We start from the raw sequence: 19,929 nt of genomic DNA on the forward strand, positions 1-19,929 counted from the left end.
AGGTTCTAAAAAAGTTTATAGCTTTTAATTTGAAACTTGCTGCAATTTCTTTGGTGAGAAATTGGAGCGGCACACGAGGCTCGAACTCGTGACCTCGACCTTGGCAAGGTCGCGCTCTACCAACTGAGCTAGTGCCGCATTTCAAAATTGTCAGTAATTTGTCCGTTGGTGCGCGACAAGTCGCGGTAAACGTTCTGGCAACTGAGCTAGTGCCGCATTTCAAAATTGTCAGTAATTTGTCCGTTGGTGCGCGACAAGTCGCGGTAAACGTTCTGGCAACTGAGCTAGTGCCGCATTCAAAATAGTCAGTAATTTTTCCGTTGGTCCGCGACAGGTCGCGGTAAACGTTCTGGCAACTGAGCTAGTGCCGCATTCAAATTGCTCAAGCACACTAACCCCGCGGGGGTTATCGTCTTAAGCGGGGCAGGATTCTACAATAATCCGATGTGTTTGCAAGTGTTTTTTACAAATTAAAGAATTTTTCTTGGTAGACTTTTAATTCCATGATGGAATCTTTGATATCATCAAGAGCAAGGTGTGAACCTTTTTTGTGCACTTGTGCTAAAACTTCTGGTTTCCAGCGTCGTGCTAGTTCTTTGATAGTGCTTACGTCTAAATTACGATAGTGGAAGTAATCTTCCAGTTCACGCATATATTTATTCATAAAGCGTCTATCTTGGCCTATTGAATTACCACACATAGGCGAAGCGCCTGCAGGAACCCACTGCTTTAAAAATGCCAAAGTTTGTTCAACAGCATCTTGCTCTGTGAATGTGCTCGCTTTACAGCGTGCAGTTAACCCTGACTGACCATGTTGCTTAGTACACCATTCATCCATACCATCAAGCAATTCATCACTTTGATGAATAGCAATAGTTGGCCCTTCAGCCAAGATGTTTAACGCACTGTCGGTGACAACCGTGGCTATTTCGAGTATTTTGTCTGTACTTGGTTCAAGACCTGTCATTTCGAGGTCGAGCCAAATCAGATTTGATTTATGAAAAGACATAATTACCTTGCGGTGCTTTCCTTTAGATCTAACGCATTTAGATATATCATATTAGTATCATCAGTCGACCTAAAGCTTTTTTTTCAAAAAGCACGACATTTAACTAAGTTATGGGCCAAAAGTGGCAAAACAGAAGAAATTAAGTAAAGGTCAATCCCGTAGGATTAAGGCCAATCACCAAAAACGCTTGTCTAATGCAGATTCTGCGCCAACCACTAACAAGGTTGAGCAATGGCAAACTGACAATTTAGGTGCGCCTGAAAATGCCGTGGTGATCAGTCGGTTTGGTCAACATGCCGATATTGAAACTGATAACGGAGATGTTTTGCGCTGCAATATTCGCCGTACCGTTAAAGGTATTGTTTGCGGAGACGAAGTGCAATTTCGCCGCGCAAAAGTCAGCGAAGGTGATTTAGCTGGCGTTATAGAAGCGATGCATGAACGGCGCTCGCAACTTACTCGCCCTGATTTTTACGACGGTGTAAAAGTCATAGCCGCCAACATTGACCAGATTTTGATGGTCTCTGCGGTACTACCAGAGTTTACCCCCAGTATTATCGACCGCTATTTAATTGCTTGCGAAGATATGGGCATTGAGCCTATTTTAGTGCTCAATAAAATAGATTTAATTGATGAGCCTGGGCTTGCTAACATCAATAAAATTCTGGATATTTATAGGTCACTTGATTATCAAGTATTACTAGTCAGTAATAAAACCGGTTACGGTATTGATGCACTCAAAGAAACCTTAATTGATAAAAATAGTATTTTTGTTGGTCAAAGTGGTGTGGGTAAATCAACTTTAGTTAACACTGTTTTACCTGATGCTGAAATACTGACCAAAGAGGTCTCTGAAAATAGTGGCCTTGGCCAACACACAACAACCGTGTCACGACTTCATCACTTACCTTCAGGCGGTAACTTAATTGATTCCCCTGGTATTCGTGAATTTGGCTTGTGGCATTTAGATGTAGAGCGCGTTACTTGGTGCTTTAAAGAGTTTCGCAAGTTTATTGGCGGTTGCCGCTTTAGAGACTGTAAGCATTTAAATGATCCGGGCTGTATAATTCGCCAAGCAATCGATGATGGTGATATTTCACAGCTACGTTTTGATAGCTACCATAGAATTTTAGAAACAATGGCCGATGGCCGAGCGGGTGCTCGTGCTCCACGCGTATAATTTTTTAGGAAAAAACTTGTGAGTTTAGACAAATTCAAAATCGCAATGCAGTACGCAATGCCAAAACATTTTGTATCCCGTATGGTAGGCAAGTTAGCTGCAGCTAAAGCAGGCGCACTAACAACTACTTTAATTAAATTGTTTATTAAACAATATAAAATTGATATGAATGAAGCGCAATATAGCGACCCAGCTCACTATAAAACGTTTAATGAGTTTTTTACTCGTCCTTTAAAAGAAGGCGTTCGGCCATTAACCACTGAAGATGACATCATTACTCATCCTGTAGATGGTGCCATCAGTCAACTAGGCCCAATTGTTGAAGGCCAGCTTATTCAAGCCAAAGGACATGACTATAGCTTACAAGCTTTACTTGGCGGCTCAGAGCAAGATACAGCGCTTTTTTTAGGCGGCGACTTTGCAACGATTTACTTAGCGCCAAAAGATTATCATCGTATTCATATGCCGATTGATGGCACCTTGAGTAAAATGATTTACGTCCCCGGTGATTTATTTTCAGTAAACCCACTTACCGCGCAAAATGTACCTAACCTATTCGCTCGTAACGAACGCGTAGTAGCCATTTTTGAGACTGAAATTGGCCCGCTTGCCATGGTATTAGTGGGTGCAACAATTGTTGCCAGTATCGAAACTATTTGGGCAGGTACAGTTACACCACCAGCAGGTAAAGATGTATTTAGCTGGAACTACAAAACCTCAGGTGAAAATGCAATTACCTTGAAAAAGGGTGAAGAGATGGGTCGCTTTAAATTAGGCTCCACGGTTATTTTAGCCTGGGGTGCTAATAAAGCAGATATCTTTGATGATCAAAAACCAGGCACAGTGACTCGCATGGGCACACCGTTTGCTAAAATTGATGATTGATGATTGATGATTGATGATTAATACCTAATTAATAATTAAGTTATAACTCATTTTAATTAAAAACGCGGACCGACTAATGCAGTCATGCCGCGTTTTTTATTTAAGCTCTTTCCCCTGCACACTCAGTACACTCGGGCGCTTTAGTTAATTTAAACTGCTGCTGCGCTAAACTTAGCCCATCAAAACGAATAAACTGACTGCCTTGATGATGGCCCAGCAAGATATTAACTGCCAACAGTGCTTGCATCGAGCCAATAACACCTAACAGCGGACTTAGCACGCCCGCGTTGCTGCAATTAAGCGCTTGCTGTTGCGGTTGTGCTCCAAATATACACCCGTAACAAGGGCTCTGTGGCTGGCGAAAATCAAAACACATCAGCTGCCCTTCACTCGCTATTGCCGCCCCCGACACCAGTGGAATACCCAGTGCCAAGCATTGCTGGTTTACTACATAGCGAGTGCTGAAGTTATCGCTGCAATCAAGTACTAAGGTTGCGCCAGTAAAAACTTGTTCAGCATTTTCAGTGGTTAGTTTTGCACTTACTGTGTTGATCGTGATTTGATTATTTAAGCTGCTTAATACTTTGCCCGCAGCGCTGACCTTATCTTGCCCTAAATGATTTACTTTATAGAGCACTTGGCGCTGTAAATTTGAAAGCTCAACCTTATCATCATCTAACAAGCTTAATTCGCCAATGCCAGTCGCAGCTAAATACAGTAATGCGGGGCTGCCTAACCCCCCCGCTCCAATTACCACAACGTGAGCGGCTTTGAGCTTTAACTGCCCTTCAAAGCCGACTTCTTTAAGCATTAAATGCCGACTGTAACGTAACTGCTCTTTGTCAGATAAAGATCCTTTTATTGCCTCACTCATTGCTATTAATAGCCATTTGTAAATCGGCAATCGCCTGTTGATAGTCACTTGCTTCACTAATAGCCCTAACAACAGCTACACTGCCAACACCGGTTGCAGCAACCTCGCCCGCTCGTGATAAATCAATGCCACCAATAGCTACCGTTGGGTAATCACTCATTAACGGCACAAAACGCTTTAACTTTTCAAGCCCTTGAATTTGCCCTGTCATATCTTTGGTCGTGGTTGGGTAAATAGCGCCAAACGCCATATAACTCGGGCGGTAATTATGAGCGCGCAGCATTTCATAAAAACCATGGGTCGAAATCCCCAAACGCATGCCCGACTCTTTAATGGCCACCAGATTAGCCTCAAGTAAATCTTCTTGACCTAAATGCACACCATAAGCGCCATGTTTGATTGCCAGCTGCCAATGATCGTTGATATACACATTGCCATCGTACTTTTTACCAAGTGTGACCGCCGCAGCAATAGCGTGTTCAAGCTCTTCTTCGCTGGCGTTTTTCATTCTCAGTTGTACAGTTTTAACGCCTTGCGCTAAGCACTTTTCTAACCAATCGAGACTATCAACCACCGCATATAAACCAAGCTGTTTGTTTTCACACTCAGTAAAACCTGCCGCCATAGTAAATTCGTTTAGTTGTTCAAAATCCAGCTCATCACCCAGCCAACTGCCCGCTTCAATGACTTGTGGGTAATCATCAAGATTATCGGGAAAGCTCGTTTGTGCCACAGGGCCAATTCCTTCACCATAACGAACCGCAGCTTTTAAGCCTTGATTTATATAGGCTTTGGCTAAAATAAAGGCATCTTTAAGCGGGTAACCTTTCGCTAAACACGCTGCAATCACTGACGCCAAACTACAACCGGTACCATGGCTGTGCGGCGTTTGAATTTTTTCGTTACCAAGCCAATATTCATTACTGCCATAAGAGCTGGCATCACTGCAGTAATCAATGCAATATCCGCTTGGATAATCCCAATGGCCACCTTTGATCAGCACCGCTTTTGCGCCCCAGCTTTGCAGCTTTTGCGCAGCCTCGATCACAGCACTGGGACCAATTAAATATATCCCAGTGAGCAACTGCGTTTCATGGGTATTGGGGGTGATCACATCCACCAGCGGCAATAAGCATTCTTTAATTGCGCTAACGGTATCTTCTTCTGTCAGTAAGTCACCACTGCTAGCAATGGCCACCGGATCATATACAACCAAAGGCGCAACCGGCCAAGTGGCTTTATAATGTTTTAGATGCTCACTGATCAATTGAATTTGCTGCACATTGGCAAGCATACCAATTTTAATAACACGGGCTTTCATGTCGCTTTCAAGGGCGAGTAATTGCGACTCAATAACATCGGTTGAAATCGGGTTAAGTGCTTCAACGCCTAGGCTGTTTTGCGCAGTCAATGCGGTGATCGCTGTACAACCATGGACGCCAAAACTTTGCATCGCTTTAATATCCGCCTGAATACCTGCACCACCACCAGAGTCAGAGCCAGCAATTGTCCAAACAACATGATTCATAGTTACGTATTTCCTAATTTTTTACTTCATTTATTACTGTTGATGCCAAAATGGCATACCCATAGTGGGCGTAGATGGCGCAGCGACGTCTTTTTCTGGCATCGCCTTTGCTCGGTAAGCAAAACGACCCGCATCAACGGCTGCTTTAAATGCATGACTCATGGTAACAGGGCAGCCCGCCCCTGCAATAGCCGAATTCAATAACACCGCATCATAACCTAATTCAAGCGCTTGGCAGGCGTGTGATGGTAAGCCAAGGCCAGCATCAACAATCAATGTGGTATCGGGTAAGCGCTCCCGAATAGTTTTTAAGTTATATTTATTTAACAAGCCCTTACCTGTGCCAATAGGCGCTCCCCACGGCATCAGTACTTCACACCCTGCATCAGCTAAACGCTGACATAACACTAAGTCGTCAGTACAATAAGGTAATACTTTAAAGCCTTCGGCTAATAAAATCTGTGTCGCTTCCAGTAATGCAAATGGATCTGGTTGCAGGTTATAATCATCACCAATCAACTCAAGTTTTATCCAATCGGTAGCAAACACTTCACGGCACATTTGTGCCAGTGTAATTGCTTCATTGACACTGTGACAGCCTGCAGTATTGGGTAGAATTTTTAAGCCCGTATCTTTGATCAATTGCCAAAAGTCATCTCCTGCGGCGGCACTTTGTTGACGTCGTAATGACACAGTAACAATCTGCGCGCCAGAGGCAACAATCGAATCGGCCATAACCGCAGGTGATGGATAAAGTGCTGAGCCAATTAATAACCGACTAGTGATCTGCTCACCATAAATACTGAAACTATCTGATATTACGCTACTCATATTAGCCACCTTGGATCGGTGACAGTAATTCAATGCTATCGCCTTCGTTAAGTAAGGTAGTATCACATTGACTACGCGGTATAAATTGACCATTAAGCGCCACTGCAAAAGGCTCTTTTGCTGCAAACTGCGTCAAACCTTGGGCTATATTGGCGTTATCTGCTAACTCAAAATGTTGACCATTAATTGTTATTTTCATACTTACTTTCATAATAAGCCTTATTTTATCCGTGCAATGGCATCGGCCACTAAACTCGGTGCGAGTAAATAACCATGACGATATAAGCCATTAATGCTGATCACATTTTGCTGCTGGGAAACCTGCGGGCGATTATCACTAAATGCAGGACGCAGGCCGGTTTGAATATTCAACACTCGCGCCTCAGCAAAACCACTGTGTACTGTGTACGCTGCTGACAACAGCTCAAGAGTCGAACGCACAGTGGCAGCCCCCTTATCTTGTGATTCAATTTCTGTCGCGCCAATTACGTATTGATGATTTGGCTTCGGAGCAATATAAATAGGATAACGCGGGTGCATTAACCGCACTGGCCGCGTTAAATTAACCTCAGGGGCGTACAAACGCACTACTTCACCACGCACTCCGCGTAGCTTACACGCTGCGCTTTTAGCGCCAAGGCCACGGCAATCAATAATATAATCAAACGATTGCTGTAGATTTAGCGATGTTACATCAACCTGTTGTGCAAACTTAAAGCTCACATTACGCTGCCTTAGAGTGTTAAAACTAGCTTGATAAAAAGCCTGATTATCAATTTGCCCTTCGCAAGGTAAATACACACCTTGGTTAAAACGCCCTGTAAGCTCTGGCTCTAATTCAGCAATATGTGCCCCTGTTAACTGATGTCCTTGATGTTCAGCTAAAGGCTTTAAACGCAGTATAAAACTTTGTAAGTCACCTTTATCTTGCTGGTGTGCAACCACAAGTGTGCCTTGCTGTTGGAAAAACACCGCTTCATCAAGTTGCGCTAAAATTCTCGGCCAACGCTTTATTGAATCCAGCCCCATCAAGGCCAAGTCTTGCTCGCAGAATACAGATTCAGCCAGTGGTGCAAGCATCGCCGCTGCCACTCTTCCTGCACTATCAAGCGCTTGTTCGTCACCCGCTTCATAAACAGTTACCCGATGCTGTAAACTCAACTCAAGCGCCGTTAAACGGCCCGTTAAACCAAACCCCACCACCGCAATATTGTAAGACATGAGAATCCTTAATTCAGTTTTCTAGCTACAAGAGTAAAGTTAGCGAGCTTTTCACTCGCCAACTCTCTAACTCGCTAACTAGTTTTTAAACCGCTTTATGATAAATCTCTGAGCCGCTTTGTTTAAATTCGGCTGATTTAGCTTGCATCTCGGCTTCAACATCGACCATTTTGATCTCAATAGCATCACCTACGTTGTTAGGATCTATGCCTCTGGCTTCTAGATCTTTAGCGTATTCTCTTACTTCTTGGGTGATTTTCATTGAGCAGAATTTTGGCCCACACATAGAGCAAAAATGCGCTACTTTGCCAGATTCTTGTGGCAGTGTTTCGTCATGGTATTCACGAGCACGAACAGGGTCTAAACCAATATTAAATTGGTCATGCCAGCGGAACTCAAAACGCGCTTTTGATAACGCATTATCACGCTCTTGCGCTCCGGGATGACCTTTGGCTAAATCGGCGGCATGAGCGGCAATTTTATAGGTGATCAGCCCTTCTTTTACGTCTTCTTTATTTGGTAAGCCTAAATGCTCTTTTGGTGTGACATAACACAGCATTGCACAGCCATACCATGCAATTTGCGCAGCCCCAATACCAGAGGTGATATGGTCATAGCCTGGGGCGATGTCAGTTGTCAGCGGGCCAAGGGTGTAAAAAGGTGCTTCGTCGCAATGCTTAAGCTGCTCTTGCATATTGGCTTTGATCATATGCATTGGCACATGCCCTGGGCCTTCAATAAACACTTGTACATCGTGTTTCCACGCGATTTTGGTCAGCTCACCTAACGTACGCAGTTCACTAAATTGCGCGTCATCGTTGGCATCTGCAATTGAACCAGGACGCAGGCCATCTCCTAATGAGAAACATACATCGTACTGTTTCAAAATCTCACAAATATCTTCAAAATGAGTATAAAGGAAGTTTTCTTTATGATGCGCTAAACACCATTTCGCCATAATTGAACCGCCGCGCGACACAATCCCAGTGACACGTTTTGCCGTCATTGGAACGTAGCGTAATAACACCCCAGCGTGAATAGTAAAGTAATCCACCCCCTGCTCGGCTTGTTCAATTAGAGTATCGCGGAAAATTTCCCACGTTAGATCTTCGGCAACCCCATTTACTTTTTCAAGCGCTTGATAAATAGGCACTGTACCAATTGGCACTGGTGAGTTACGTACTACCCATTCACGAGTTTCATGAATATAACGACCCGTTGATAAATCCATAACTGTGTCAGCGCCCCAGCGGGTTGACCAGACCATTTTTTCAACTTCTTCTTCAATAGATGAGCTAACTGATGAGTTGCCAATATTAGCGTTCACTTTCACTAAAAAATTGCGCCCTACAATCATCGGCTCGGTTTCTGGGTGATTAATGTTGTTAGGTAAAATCGCACGACCACGGGCAATTTCATCACGCACAAATTCAGGAGTGATAAACTCAGGGATACTCGCACCAAACGACTCGCCTTGGTGCTGCTGTGCTAATAACTCTTTTTGAAGTTGCGCACGGCCCATGTTTTCACGAATTGCGACATATTCCATTTCCGGTGTGATAATACCTTGGCGAGCATAATGCATTTGCGTGACATTTTTACCGGCTTTAGCGCGGCGAATTTTTGGGAGATGCTCAAAACGAATATGATCAAGGCCTTCATCTGCCATGCGTTGCTGAGAAAACTGCGAGCTGACTGAGCCTAAAATTTCAGTATCGCCACGGCTTTCAATCCACTGTTCGCGGTACTTATCCAGCCCTTTACGAACATCTAGAGTAAAATCAGGATCTGTGTATGGGCCTGACGTATCATAAACACGCAGTGGTGCATTTGATTCGTACACTGGGTTTTCATCGGTGCCACCGATAAAGGTATCACTCAAAGTAATTTCACGCATACCAACACGCACATTATCTTGCGTACCTTGTACATAAACTTTGTGTGAGCTTGGAAATGGTTGCCCAGTAAGGTTATAAATATAATCTGATGCAGCCGCACGAGTTTCGCGGCGAGACGGTTTATTTGATGTGTTTGACATGACTTACCTCATTGCTAAAAGGGTTGTCTTGTCAGATACTGCTGTGCGATAAAAAGCAACGCAATAGAGAGTAGCAAATGCTACATGGATCGTAGATTGGTGTTACAAAAAAGCACTACCAACCTTGGCAGCCACAGTGCTTATGCCCAAAACTGGCGCACAAGCACCCGTTTTAGGCAGCTTGTTCCCTACGCAGGTGTTAGCCTGATCAGGTTCACGGATCCCGCTTTCGCGATCTCAGCCTTTAAGTTAAAAACTCAAGGCACTCCGACAAGTAAAATTCTATATATTGTTCGCTAACGAGTGTACGTTAGATATTGCGAGCCTGCAAGAGATCAACTTGCGGGAATAAACGCAAATGTTTGCTCGCCATTTAAAACCAATTGTTGATCTTGAATTTGCAGTGGCACACCTTGCTTTAACGCATTTAAAAACTGCTGTTCAAACTCGTCCAATTTATCTCCGCATGATTTACGGGTCATACCTAATTTATTCACCGTTAAATGATTATCATCAAGTTGACCTTCACCAAAAAATTTATTACAACCAGCAAAGCCATTGACTTGCAGGGCTTCAATAAAACTTAATGATGCTGAATATGATGCAGGGATTGCTAAACCATCAACCCGTGATAGTTGCCACTTAGTGTATTTTAATTGCTCACTGGTGACTGTCCCTGTCGATGAGCAGCCAATACATAAACCGATTATAAGCATCGGGATTGCTGCTAATTTCATGTAATTACTAACCTAAAACTCAATTGCAACATGATAACAATAAATAACAGTTTATACCGTTAATAATGCATGTTTTTAATGTAAAAAAATGTTCTAAGATAGTAAAAAAGGTGGCACCGGAAAATTACTCAGACTTAAATAGTAGATCAACTTGCTCGGGCAAAAATGGCCGACCTCGCTCATTCACCGCGGTGCCAATCACCAGTGCCTTTAACATCACTTTTTCATCATGCTTTCGTACCACGGTTTGTCGAAAGCCAAACTTTAAGCGACTAATACGCTCAGGCTCTACAGCAACATAAAACTCATCGCCGGGCATTAGTGATTGCTTGTAATCCATCTCGCTACGCATTACGACTAAATTAATTTTATCGCGAGTAAGCTGAGCAAAATCAACCCCATTCGCATGCAAAAACTCATGGCGCGCATGCTCTAGGTAATTAAAATACACACTATTATTTACAATGCCTTGTAAATCGCATTCGTAGTCGCGTACTTTAAAGTCAACTTTAAAGGTCATATTTGTATTCCTTATTATGTATACTGTGCGCGTTTATAGCACATAAATATAACTGGTATCACGACTTTAATGAGAATAGTTGCTATCATGCAAGTCCTTAAAATGGAGTTAAGTAATAGAATGAAACTACGCCTGTCTTTAATTACTGCCGCGCTTTTACCTTTGATAAGCGCCCCAGCTTTTGCTGAAGATACTGATCTTGAAAAAATACTCGTCACCGGAGACTTTCAAAAAGAAAGCATTCAAACCCTTAGTGCCAGTGCCAGTTTATTTAGCGAACGCGAAATTAATGACCGAGGCGCTAGTTTTCTAGACGAAATGCTTGCCAGTGCTGCCAACGTAAATTTTACCGCTGGTGCTTCTCGTGGCCGTTACATCCAAATTCGTGGGGTTGGTTTACGCTCACAATTTGTTGACCCTATTAACCCTTCTGTTGGCTTAGTGATTGATGGCATTAATTATTCAGGGTTAGGTGGTAGTTCATTACTGTTTGATGTTAACCAAGTTGAGATTTATCGCGGTCCGCAAGGTACTCGCTTTGGTGCTGATGGTATGGCTGGTATGATCCAAATGGAATCAGCCGATCCAACTTTTGATCCAAGCGTCAAAGTGCAGCTAGGCGCAGGTAACTACAACAGTTATGAAGCCGGTGTTGCCGCAGGTATTGGTATTACAGACAGCACCGCAGTGCGCGCTAGTATTTATCAACGTGAGTCTGATGGTTATGTTGATAACCTATATTTAAACGAGTCAACACAACAGCAAGATGAACTGGTTAGTCGTTTTAAACTACACAGCCAACTTACAGATCACCTTCGCACAGAATTAAGCGTTCATTATATTGATATCAATAACGGCTATGATGCATTTACGCTTGATAATAGCCGTAATAGTGTAGCCGATAACCCAGGCCAAGATAACCAAGAAAGTATCGCGATAGGTCTTGCCAACATCTACACTGGCTTTGATTGGTTTGATGTCAGTTTAAACTTATCAGGTATTGATAGTGATTTAGTTTATAGCTTTGATGAAGACTGGGTATGTAACGATATTAATAAGCCGCAGTTATGCGGTGCAGGACTGCACCCCGATGGTTATAGCTCAACCGATAGCTACTTTCGAGATCGTCAAGACCAGGCTGCTGAACTGCAATTTAATGGCAAAGGTGGTAACTGGGTTACGGGACTTTATTATCAAGCCCGTAATGTTGATTTAGAACGCCAATACACTTGGCTTGCAGCTCCATTCGCTTCAACTTATGAAACTAGTAATACCGCAATTTACGGCCAACTAGCAACGCCGATTGGTAATAAAACCACCTTAATAACAGGCTTACGCGTTGAGCAATACCAAGGTGATTACACCGATAATAATGGTTTTATTGAAAGTACTGATGATGTGATGGTCGGTGGTAAACTTGCCCTTGAGTATCAAGTCATTGACCGTACCATGATTTATACCAGCCTAACTCGTGGTTACAAAGCAGGAGGGATTAACTCAGAAGCACTCGCCAAAGCGAAAGATGACGGTTTAAATCTTGATGCTGATTTCTTTAAAAACCACACTAGTTTCGCACCAGAGTACCTATGGAGTGGTGAATTTGGCGTTAAAGGTAGCTCTTTAGATGAGAAATTTATTCTGCGCTTAGCGGCCTTTTATATGTATCGCGAAGATATGCAGTTAAAAGCCTGGAAAGTGGAAGACCAAAAGTTTACTGGTTATATTGATAACGCCAGCTCAGGAGAGAATTACGGCCTTGAAATTGAAGGCAGTTACCAATTAACTGATGACTTATTTTTCACCGGTAGCGCTGGTTATTTACATACTAAAATCAATGACTTTGTCGCTCAATCTGGTCTAGATCAAGATGGTCGCGAGCAATCACAAGCGCCTAAATACCAGTATGCATTCACGGCTCGCTATAACTTTACTGATGAGTTATTTGCTACAATAGGCATTGAAGGTAAAGATAATTATTACTTCTCAGATAGCCACAACTCGCAGGCACCGAACATTAATTTAGTTAATTTAACTGCTGGTTACGAGGCTGAGCAATGGTCAATTCGCGCTTGGGCACGTAACGTGTTTGATGAAGAAGTACCTACACGTGGTTTTGAATTTGGTAACGACCCACGCGAAGGGTATGCAACTCACACATACACTCAGCTTGGCGAACCAATGGTTGCCGGCGTCACATTTATCTACGAGTTATAAAAACGAGTTTCAAGGGATAAGTTAAAAGGTAAAAGCTAGATTACTTTTACCTTTTCTTAACCTTGAATCTTGAGCCTTTTAAGCCCTACCTACATCAAACGCGATGACTTCTTTTATGGTGTTTTTTTGCGTTGCTAACATCACTAACCTATCAACCCCTAATGCTACTCCTGCGCATTGTGGTAAACCATGCTCAAGAGCGGCGATTAAACGGGTGTCCATAGGCACTTGTGTTAAGTTATTCGCTTTGCGGTATGCATTATCTTCAGTAAAACGTTTAGCTTGCTCCTGTGCATTGGTGAGCTCATTAAAACCATTCGCCAGCTCCATGTTCTGATAATAAAGCTCAAACCGCCCAGCGACTCTAATATCATGCTCACAAATACTCGCCAGTGCGGCTTGCGATGCAGGAAAATGATAAATAAAACAAGGTTTTTGTTGGCCAATTGTTGGCTCAACTTTCATACAAAATAATAATTGTAGTAACGTATCACGGTGAGTTTCATGCTTAGCGATATCAGCAAACCCCTGTTCACAGGCAAGTGTTTGTAACTGTTCAATAGTGGCACTGAGCGGATCAAGTCCTAATGCTTTGGTAAAAGCATCTTGATAGGTTAAACGCTCTGCAGGTGGAACATTTAAGATAAGCTGCATTAATTCATCAATTTCATCCATCAGCGCAAACTCATCAAACCCAGGGCGATACCATTCCAACATAGTAAACTCAGGATTATGATGGCTGCCCGCCTCTTCGTTACGAAATGCCTTACAAATTTGGTAAATAGCACCACTGCCGGCTGCCAATAATCGCTTCATGGCAAATTCTGGTGATGTTTGTAAGTAAAGCGGTAAGCCTTTCGCGAAACCGGGGCCAATAAACTGCGTTTTAAAACTCGCTAAATGAACATCAGTAACACTCGCTGCACTTAAACTAGGCGTATCAACTTCCATAACGTGGCGTTGGTAAAAGAATTCCCGAATAGTGCGTAAAATTGCGGCTCGTTGTGCCAAGGTATTTACTTGTGCGCTTGGTTGCCAAAGATCTGCTGACATATTTTCTCCAAAAAAAATCCCAGCTTAAGCTGGGATTTATTAAGCTATATTAAAGTTACTTAACACGGCTTACATATTCGCCGTTACGGGTGTCGACTTTAATTACTTCACCGATTTGTACGAATAATGGTACACGCACAACAGCACCAGTACTTAGCGTTGCTGGCTTACCGCCAGTACCTGCTGTGTCGCCTTTAAGACCAGGATCTGTTTCAGTGATCTCAAGCTCTACAAAGTTAGGTGGTGCAACAGCTATTGGATTGCCGTTCCACAAAGTAATAGTACATACATCATTTTCAACTAACCATTTACCAGCATCGCCAAGCGCTTTTTCATCAGCTGCGATTTGTTCAAATGTTTCGTTATTCATGAAATGCCAAAATTCACCATCAGTGTAAAGATACGCAAGATCGGTATCCATTACATCAGCACCCTCTACTGACTCACCTGATTTAAAAGTTTTTTCAAGTACTTTGCCAGAGATAAGTTTACGAATACGAACACGGTTAAACGCTTGGCCTTTACCAGGTTTTACCATTTCATTTTCTAAAATACTGCAAGGCTCGCCGTCCATCATAATTTTTAGGCCGCCCTTGAACTCGTTGGTGCTATAATTCGCCATCGTTTCCTCTATCTAATAATTTCGAGTAATCTACCTACCAATGATACAAAGAAATGAAGCAAATTTGCATATAAACTGGCAAAAAGAATTAGCTAATGTTGTTACTTGCCCAAGCACCTTGCTAGAAATGCTAGGTTTATCAAGCATGGCCGACGAAAAAGACCTCAAAGCACGAGCTCTTTTTCCGGTACGTGTGCCTGTGCCTTTTATCAAAAAAATGCGTTATGGCGATATTAATGACCCATTATTGCTGCAAGTCATGCCGCGCCACCAAGAGTTTATCGCTAAAACAGGTTTTGATAAAGATCCATTAAAAGAGCAAAACAACGCTCAACCAGGATTATTACACAAATATAAATCCCGAGTTTTAGTGATGTTTAAAACTGGTTGCGCCGTTAATTGCCGTTATTGCTTTCGTCGCCATTTTCCATACCAAGAAAATCAGCTAAATAAACGCAGCTTAATTGCAGCGCTCGATTACATAAAATCGGATGCTAATATTAACGAGGTGATTTTAAGTGGTGGTGATCCGTTAATGGCCAAGGACGATGCTATTAGTTGGTTTATGGATGAGCTTGAACAATTACCACAAATTAAACGAATGCGAATTCATAGCCGCCTACCGGTGGTGATCCCATCTCGCGTTACTGACCAACTGTGCGAACGTTTTGCAAAGTCTCCACTTAAAATTGTGTTTATTAATCACATTAACCATGGCAACGAGATTGATGATGATTTTAAAGTGGCAATGCAAAAACTCAAAAAGGTAGGTGTCACATTGCTCAATCAAGCGGTGCTATTAAAAGATGTAAATGATACCAGCGAAGCGCAAGTCGCATTAAGCGAAGCGTTATTTGATGCCGACGTACTGCCTTATTATTTATATTTACTTGATAAAGTTGAAGGAGCGAGTCATTTTGATATCAACGAATCACAGGCACGCAAAATCATGGCCGAAATGCTTATCGCATTGCCAGGATTTTTAGTACCAAAGCTGATGCGCGAAATCGGCGGTCAAAAAAGTAAAACGCCGATTGACCTCAAGCTTTTATAAATACAAGGCTTAAACGTATACGTTAACGTTATTGCCAAGCGAAGCTGTAACTGATTTTGCTGGCGTTTGTGCAGCGCTCGAACTAGCGGCACCTTCAATGAGTGCCAGTGCTGCTGCACCATCCGCTTTTTGCTGTTTTTTTGCCAATGCTGCGCTGTATACTTCGCCACTTTGACCCGCGCCACTCATGGCCGGTAGATTTCCACCTGATATATTCATAGCTCATACCTGACTTTTTAGTTTATTACCCGTATTATATCGGCATTGCGGTCTAAAGCTTTAGGAAAAAAATGGATTCAATTATTGAACAACTCAATGCCAACTTAAAAATTGTTTATCGTCAGTCACTTGACGCAGATAAAAAATTAGATGAGTTGCAACAACAAGGCTTAGGTAAATTTACAGCGTTATTTCCTGCCGATGCTGGTTTTACCTTTGAAGCAAAGCGCTTCAAACCTTATGTGTTAGATGTAGCTGCAGATGTAGAAAGCTTAAGTTCAGAAGGTTTTAGTGAAGAGAAGCTAAAAACCACTGTTATTAAATTACAACAGTTACTGCAATTACTCGCAACGTTCAAGTAACTAAAAAAGCGCTAACATTAAACTGTAGCGCTTTTTACTGTTAATTTAGCTTGGGGTGACAACTGGCAGTAATTCTTTATCAAACCAATCAGTGATCAAACGTTTTTCATAGTAAAACTGTTCATCACGGCCCATTTTAATTTTATCCATAAAGCCCATATCTTTTAATTCGACTTTATCGCTTTGACAAATCACGTTACCGTCTTTATCAGTAACCGAATATTGAAACTCAATGCGTGGAAAATAAATTGGTTTTACAATACGTAAATCATTCATACCGCCAAAGCGTACATCACCGGCTAAATCCAGCTCAGTCACTTCAACATTAAACTTATATCCTTCGGGCAACTTTTCTGCCAGTTTATTAAAGTGCTTTTCGAAACTGCTCGCTACATGTTTATGGTATGAGCCTTTAGGTTCATTTGAAGGACGTACATCACGGTAGTCATTGAAGTCTTGCCATTTAACGACAGCTTCTCCTGCTTGAGCAAATACCGGCAGCATAACTAACATAGCCATCGCTACTTTTTTAAATGTATTCATTGTCTATCTCCAAAATGCCCGTGGGCTAATGTAGTTGAAATAATAGCATTAACAACTTAACTATAGCTTAATACTATTCACCATCATTGTTATCATTTACGTAAAACATGTAACCAGACACCAGTTAACTATGATTAATTGATACCGTAACATCATGGAGCAACAAAAAGATCAGATAAAGCATGTATTGAAGTGCTATTTATGATGAAATTACAACTATACACCTTCACCTTATATATGGAGATTTCATGACAATTTTAGTAACAGGTGGCGCGGGATACATAGGCTCACACACTGTTGTTGAATTATTACAACAAGATAATGATGTTGTTATCATTGATAATTTAAGCAACTCGAGTGTGGAATCACTTGAGCGTGTAAAAAAAATCACTGGTAAAACTGTGCACTTTTATCAAGGTGACATCCTTGATAAAACATTTTTGGCCAGCGTGTTTGCAAAACATACAATTGAGAGTGTTATTCATTTTGCCGGTTTAAAGGCTGTCGGTGAATCAATGGTGAAACCCATTGAGTATTACCAAAATAACGTGCAAGGTACGCTGACTCTCGTTGATGCTATGCGCGATGCAGGTGTGTTTAAACTCGTATTTAGCTCATCGGCAACAGTATATGGTGATCCAGCAAGCCTGCCAATTCAAGAAGATTTCCCGGTAGGTGGCACTACTAATCCGTACGGCACATCAAAACTGATGGTTGAAATGATGTTACAAGACATCGCTAAATCAGATGAGCGCTTTGCATTTGCAATTTTGCGTTACTTTAATCCCGTAGGTGCGCACGAGTCAGGCCTAATTGGTGAAGATCCCAATGGTATTCCAAACAACTTATTACCTTACATCGCGCAAGTGGCAGTGGGTAAATTAAAGCAGCTGGGTATCTTCGGCGATGACTATGATACGGTTGATGGTACTGGTGTGCGTGATTACATCCATGTTGTTGACTTAGCGCTTGGTCATTTAAAGGCACTTAATAAAATAAACCAAGATACCGGTGCCCATGTTTACAATCTTGGCACCGGTAATGGTTATTCGGTGCTACAAATGCTCAACGCATTTAGCAAAGCCTGTGGTAAAGATATTCCGTATCAGGTATCACCTCGTCGCCCAGGTGATATTGCAGCTTGTTATGCTGCGCCTGAAAAAGCCCTTAGTGAACTTGATTGGCAAGCAGAGCGTGGTATCGATGTGATGATGCAAGATACGTGGCGTTGGCAAAGTAATAACCCAAATGGGTATAAATAGCTAAACTTAAACCAGCTTCAATAAGCTGGTTTTTTTATATTTTTTGAAATAAAAAGTCTCGTTTACCACTCTTTTACAGTATCTATATTTAATCACCTATAAAAAATGCAACCAACCTATACTCGTTTCAGTATTCATTCACTGCTAATTATTAGCTTATCGCTATTGGGTCTTAGTCTCTTATTAGGAGCAGGGGTAAATAATGTGCATGCTATTTTCAATTTTTATCAATTAGCCAATGTAATCCCTAAAACTGGGCAATCAATACTCGCAGGAGTGGCTTTTTTAGTAACCGCTTTATTTATTATTTTAAGTTTAAAACAATCACGTTTTCAGACCCCTGCTTTTGTTAGCCTGATCACTGTTGCCGTTATACCGCTTGTTACCTTATTAAGTGAAAGCCGCTGGATGACTGACTTAGGTGGCTTCCCAATTATAGGCTCTGGGCAAGGTATAATTAAGTACACCGCACTTGTTTCTCTCGCTATTTACCTTTATAAACCGCAGCGCTTGTCAGCTCAAGGCATGGCAATTTTGAACTTCTTTCCTGTTGCATTAGTGCTTATTTGGATTGGTGGTATGAAATTTTACGAGTTTGAAGCAAATGGAATTATATCACTGGTATCAACCTCTATTTTTATGTCTTGGTTATATACCTTATTTTCAGTGCAAACAGCGTCTAATCTAATTGGTGCGTACGACATCTTTTTTGCTTTAGCACTCGCTCTGGCTATCATTAAAAAGCATCCATTAGCCATTTATGTTGCGGCTCTTGGCTGCAGTGCCGTATTTTTAATGACGCAGACATTTTTATTCTCAGCTGAAGGAGCTTTTGACAGCTCAACACTACTTGCAAGATTAGGCCTTTTTGTTATTAAAGACTTATGGTTTATCGCAAATTTACTGGTAATTGTTAGCTTTGCAAAAAAGAGTCTTAATTAACTACTATTTCAATAACATATTTAATAATGTGCATTGTAAGATCTAAAAAGCGCTATCACTTAACCAATCGTGGTAGCGCCTTATAAATATATACTTTTATATTTTGAGTTTAAATACACATCACTACAACCTTTTTACGTCTGTGCCCATTGCCTTAATAAATTATGATACACGCCAGTTAACCTAACAATCTCAGGGCTATCGCTGACTTTTTCGCGCAAGCTTTGAATCGACATATCCAACTCAAATAGCAAACCACGCTTTTCATCGCTATTAACCATGCTCTGCAACCAAAAAAATGAAGCTAAACGTCGCCCCCGAGTTACGGGAGTGACTTTATGTAAACTGGTTGATGGATACAACACCATGCTACCTGCAGGGAGTTTTACTGTGTGAGAGCCATAAGTATCTTCAATAACGAGTTCGCCACCATCATAGTCTTCTGGTTCGCTCAAAAATAACGTCATTGATAAATCCGTACGAATTTTCACTGGTGTGCCAGGTACTTGTCGAATCGCATTATCAACATGAATACCAAACGATTGGCCACCTTGGTAACAGTTAAATAAAGGTGGAAAAATTTTTGCAGGCAACGCCCCTGACATAAATAGATCACTGCGAGCCAGAGCCCCCATAACTATATCACCGAGCTCTTTGGCTGCAGCGCTTTGCTCAGGTAATTGTAAGTTATTTTTGGTCTTCGTTGATTGATAACCTGCGGTAACACTGCCATCAGTCCATTGCGCGGCCAATAAAACATTACGGCAATAAGCGACTTCATCAGCACTAAGCAAGTCTGGTATTTTTAATAGCATGGAAGTTCCCAAATCTTAAA

General features: G+C 41.9%; 21 protein-coding genes, 1 tRNA gene and 1 riboswitch. Of the genes, 7 read left to right on the forward strand and 15 right to left on the reverse strand.

The window, feature by feature from the left end:
* Positions 1–62: 62 nt before the first annotated feature.
* Positions 63–138: transfer RNA gene (locus H5158_RS18870), tRNA-Gly, on the reverse strand.
* Between the two features lie 325 nt (positions 139–463).
* Positions 464–1,009 (reverse strand): oligoribonuclease, encoded by a 546-nt coding sequence (orn, locus tag H5158_RS18875; protein ID WP_145234646.1) that lies wholly within the window; start codon positions 1,007–1,009, stop codon positions 464–466.
* Positions 1,010–1,130: 121 nt separating this feature from the next.
* On the opposite strand from orn, the gene rsgA reads away from it, so the two are divergent.
* Both rsgA and asd read left to right on the forward strand, forming a co-directional pair.
* On the forward strand, positions 1,131–2,189 hold the full coding sequence (gene rsgA, locus H5158_RS18880) for a small ribosomal subunit biogenesis GTPase RsgA (RefSeq protein ID WP_145234644.1): 1,059 nt from the start codon (positions 1,131–1,133) through the stop codon (positions 2,187–2,189).
* Between the two features lie 18 nt (positions 2,190–2,207).
* Complete coding sequence (gene asd / locus H5158_RS18885; protein WP_182740639.1) at positions 2,208–3,074, forward strand: archaetidylserine decarboxylase; 867 nt, start codon at positions 2,208–2,210, stop codon at positions 3,072–3,074.
* Between the two features lie 100 nt (positions 3,075–3,174).
* Here asd and H5158_RS18890 read toward each other — a convergent pair whose 3' ends face one another.
* The 8 genes from H5158_RS18890 to H5158_RS18925 form a co-directional block, all read right to left on the reverse strand.
* The gene (locus tag H5158_RS18890; RefSeq protein ID WP_182740640.1) at positions 3,175–3,948 is read right to left on the reverse strand and encodes a HesA/MoeB/ThiF family protein; all 774 of its coding nucleotides are present in this window, start codon (positions 3,946–3,948) and stop codon (positions 3,175–3,177) included.
* Positions 3,941–5,476, reverse strand: coding sequence for a thiamine phosphate synthase (thiE, locus tag H5158_RS18895; RefSeq protein WP_182740641.1), 1,536 nt, complete (start codon positions 5,474–5,476; stop codon positions 3,941–3,943). The genes H5158_RS18890 and thiE overlap by 8 nt, the downstream gene beginning before the upstream one ends.
* Before the next feature lie 33 nt (positions 5,477–5,509).
* A complete protein-coding gene (locus H5158_RS18900; RefSeq protein WP_149983249.1) occupies positions 5,510–6,307 on the reverse strand; it encodes a thiazole synthase in 798 nt (265 codons plus the stop codon).
* 1 nt (position 6,308) lies between these two features.
* A complete protein-coding gene (gene thiS, locus H5158_RS18905; protein WP_145234634.1) occupies positions 6,309–6,506 on the reverse strand; it encodes a sulfur carrier protein ThiS in 198 nt (65 codons plus the stop codon).
* Positions 6,507–6,526: 20 nt separating this feature from the next.
* The gene (locus H5158_RS18910) at positions 6,527–7,528 is read right to left on the reverse strand and encodes an FAD-dependent oxidoreductase (protein ID WP_182740642.1); all 1,002 of its coding nucleotides are present in this window, start codon (positions 7,526–7,528) and stop codon (positions 6,527–6,529) included.
* Positions 7,529–7,613: 85 nt separating this feature from the next.
* The gene (thiC, locus tag H5158_RS18915; protein WP_220491364.1) at positions 7,614–9,566 is read right to left on the reverse strand and encodes a phosphomethylpyrimidine synthase ThiC; all 1,953 of its coding nucleotides are present in this window, start codon (positions 9,564–9,566) and stop codon (positions 7,614–7,616) included.
* A 168-nt stretch (positions 9,567–9,734) separates the two neighbouring features.
* Positions 9,735–9,846, reverse strand: a riboswitch (TPP riboswitch).
* Positions 9,847–9,901: 55 nt separating this feature from the next.
* Positions 9,902–10,303, reverse strand: coding sequence for an META domain-containing protein (locus tag H5158_RS18920; protein WP_281290953.1), 402 nt, complete (start codon positions 10,301–10,303; stop codon positions 9,902–9,904).
* Between the two features lie 124 nt (positions 10,304–10,427).
* A complete protein-coding gene (locus H5158_RS18925) occupies positions 10,428–10,823 on the reverse strand; it encodes a thioesterase family protein (RefSeq protein ID WP_182740643.1) in 396 nt (131 codons plus the stop codon).
* Between the two features lie 120 nt (positions 10,824–10,943).
* Between H5158_RS18925 and H5158_RS18930 the strand changes: the two genes are divergently transcribed.
* Positions 10,944–13,037: a TonB-dependent receptor gene (locus H5158_RS18930; protein ID WP_182718364.1), complete on the forward strand. Its 2,094-nt coding sequence runs from the start codon at positions 10,944–10,946 to the stop codon at positions 13,035–13,037.
* 78 nt (positions 13,038–13,115) lie between these two features.
* On the opposite strand, the gene epmA is transcribed toward H5158_RS18930, so the two are convergent.
* Both epmA and efp read right to left on the reverse strand, forming a co-directional pair.
* The gene (gene epmA / locus H5158_RS18935) at positions 13,116–14,090 is read right to left on the reverse strand and encodes an elongation factor P--(R)-beta-lysine ligase (RefSeq protein ID WP_145234622.1); all 975 of its coding nucleotides are present in this window, start codon (positions 14,088–14,090) and stop codon (positions 13,116–13,118) included.
* Positions 14,091–14,145: 55 nt separating this feature from the next.
* Positions 14,146–14,712: an elongation factor P gene (gene efp / locus H5158_RS18940; RefSeq protein WP_145234620.1), complete on the reverse strand. Its 567-nt coding sequence runs from the start codon at positions 14,710–14,712 to the stop codon at positions 14,146–14,148.
* Positions 14,713–14,752: 40 nt separating this feature from the next.
* Between efp and epmB the strand changes: the two genes are divergently transcribed.
* On the forward strand, positions 14,753–15,766 hold the full coding sequence (epmB, locus tag H5158_RS18945) for an EF-P beta-lysylation protein EpmB (protein WP_182740644.1): 1,014 nt from the start codon (positions 14,753–14,755) through the stop codon (positions 15,764–15,766).
* Between the two features lie 9 nt (positions 15,767–15,775).
* Here the strand turns inward: epmB and H5158_RS18950 are convergent, their stop codons facing one another.
* Positions 15,776–15,985, reverse strand: coding sequence for a hypothetical protein (locus H5158_RS18950; protein ID WP_145234615.1), 210 nt, complete (start codon positions 15,983–15,985; stop codon positions 15,776–15,778).
* A 71-nt stretch (positions 15,986–16,056) separates the two neighbouring features.
* Between H5158_RS18950 and H5158_RS18955 the strand changes: the two genes are divergently transcribed.
* Complete coding sequence (locus H5158_RS18955; protein ID WP_145234613.1) at positions 16,057–16,347, forward strand: prephenate dehydrogenase; 291 nt, start codon at positions 16,057–16,059, stop codon at positions 16,345–16,347.
* 45 nt (positions 16,348–16,392) lie between these two features.
* On the opposite strand, the gene H5158_RS18960 is transcribed toward H5158_RS18955, so the two are convergent.
* The gene (locus H5158_RS18960) at positions 16,393–16,890 is read right to left on the reverse strand and encodes a DUF3016 domain-containing protein (RefSeq protein WP_182718355.1); all 498 of its coding nucleotides are present in this window, start codon (positions 16,888–16,890) and stop codon (positions 16,393–16,395) included.
* 248 nt (positions 16,891–17,138) lie between these two features.
* Between H5158_RS18960 and galE the strand changes: the two genes are divergently transcribed.
* Positions 17,139–18,152, forward strand: coding sequence for a UDP-glucose 4-epimerase GalE (galE, locus tag H5158_RS18965; protein WP_149983256.1), 1,014 nt, complete (start codon positions 17,139–17,141; stop codon positions 18,150–18,152).
* A 204-nt stretch (positions 18,153–18,356) separates the two neighbouring features.
* Positions 18,357–19,094, forward strand: a complete 738-nt coding sequence (locus H5158_RS18970) for a DUF417 family protein (protein ID WP_310736249.1) — start codon at positions 18,357–18,359, stop codon at positions 19,092–19,094.
* A gap of 134 nt (positions 19,095–19,228) precedes the next feature.
* Here the strand turns inward: H5158_RS18970 and H5158_RS18975 are convergent, their stop codons facing one another.
* The gene (locus tag H5158_RS18975; RefSeq protein WP_149983258.1) at positions 19,229–19,909 is read right to left on the reverse strand and encodes a Fe2+-dependent dioxygenase; all 681 of its coding nucleotides are present in this window, start codon (positions 19,907–19,909) and stop codon (positions 19,229–19,231) included.
* Positions 19,910–19,929: the final 20 nt, after the last annotated feature.

Origin of the sequence: Pseudoalteromonas sp. SR45-6 (assembly GCF_014163545.1) — a bacterium.
In the GTDB taxonomy this organism is placed as follows: Bacteria; Pseudomonadota; Gammaproteobacteria; order Enterobacterales; family Alteromonadaceae; genus Pseudoalteromonas; species Pseudoalteromonas rhizosphaerae.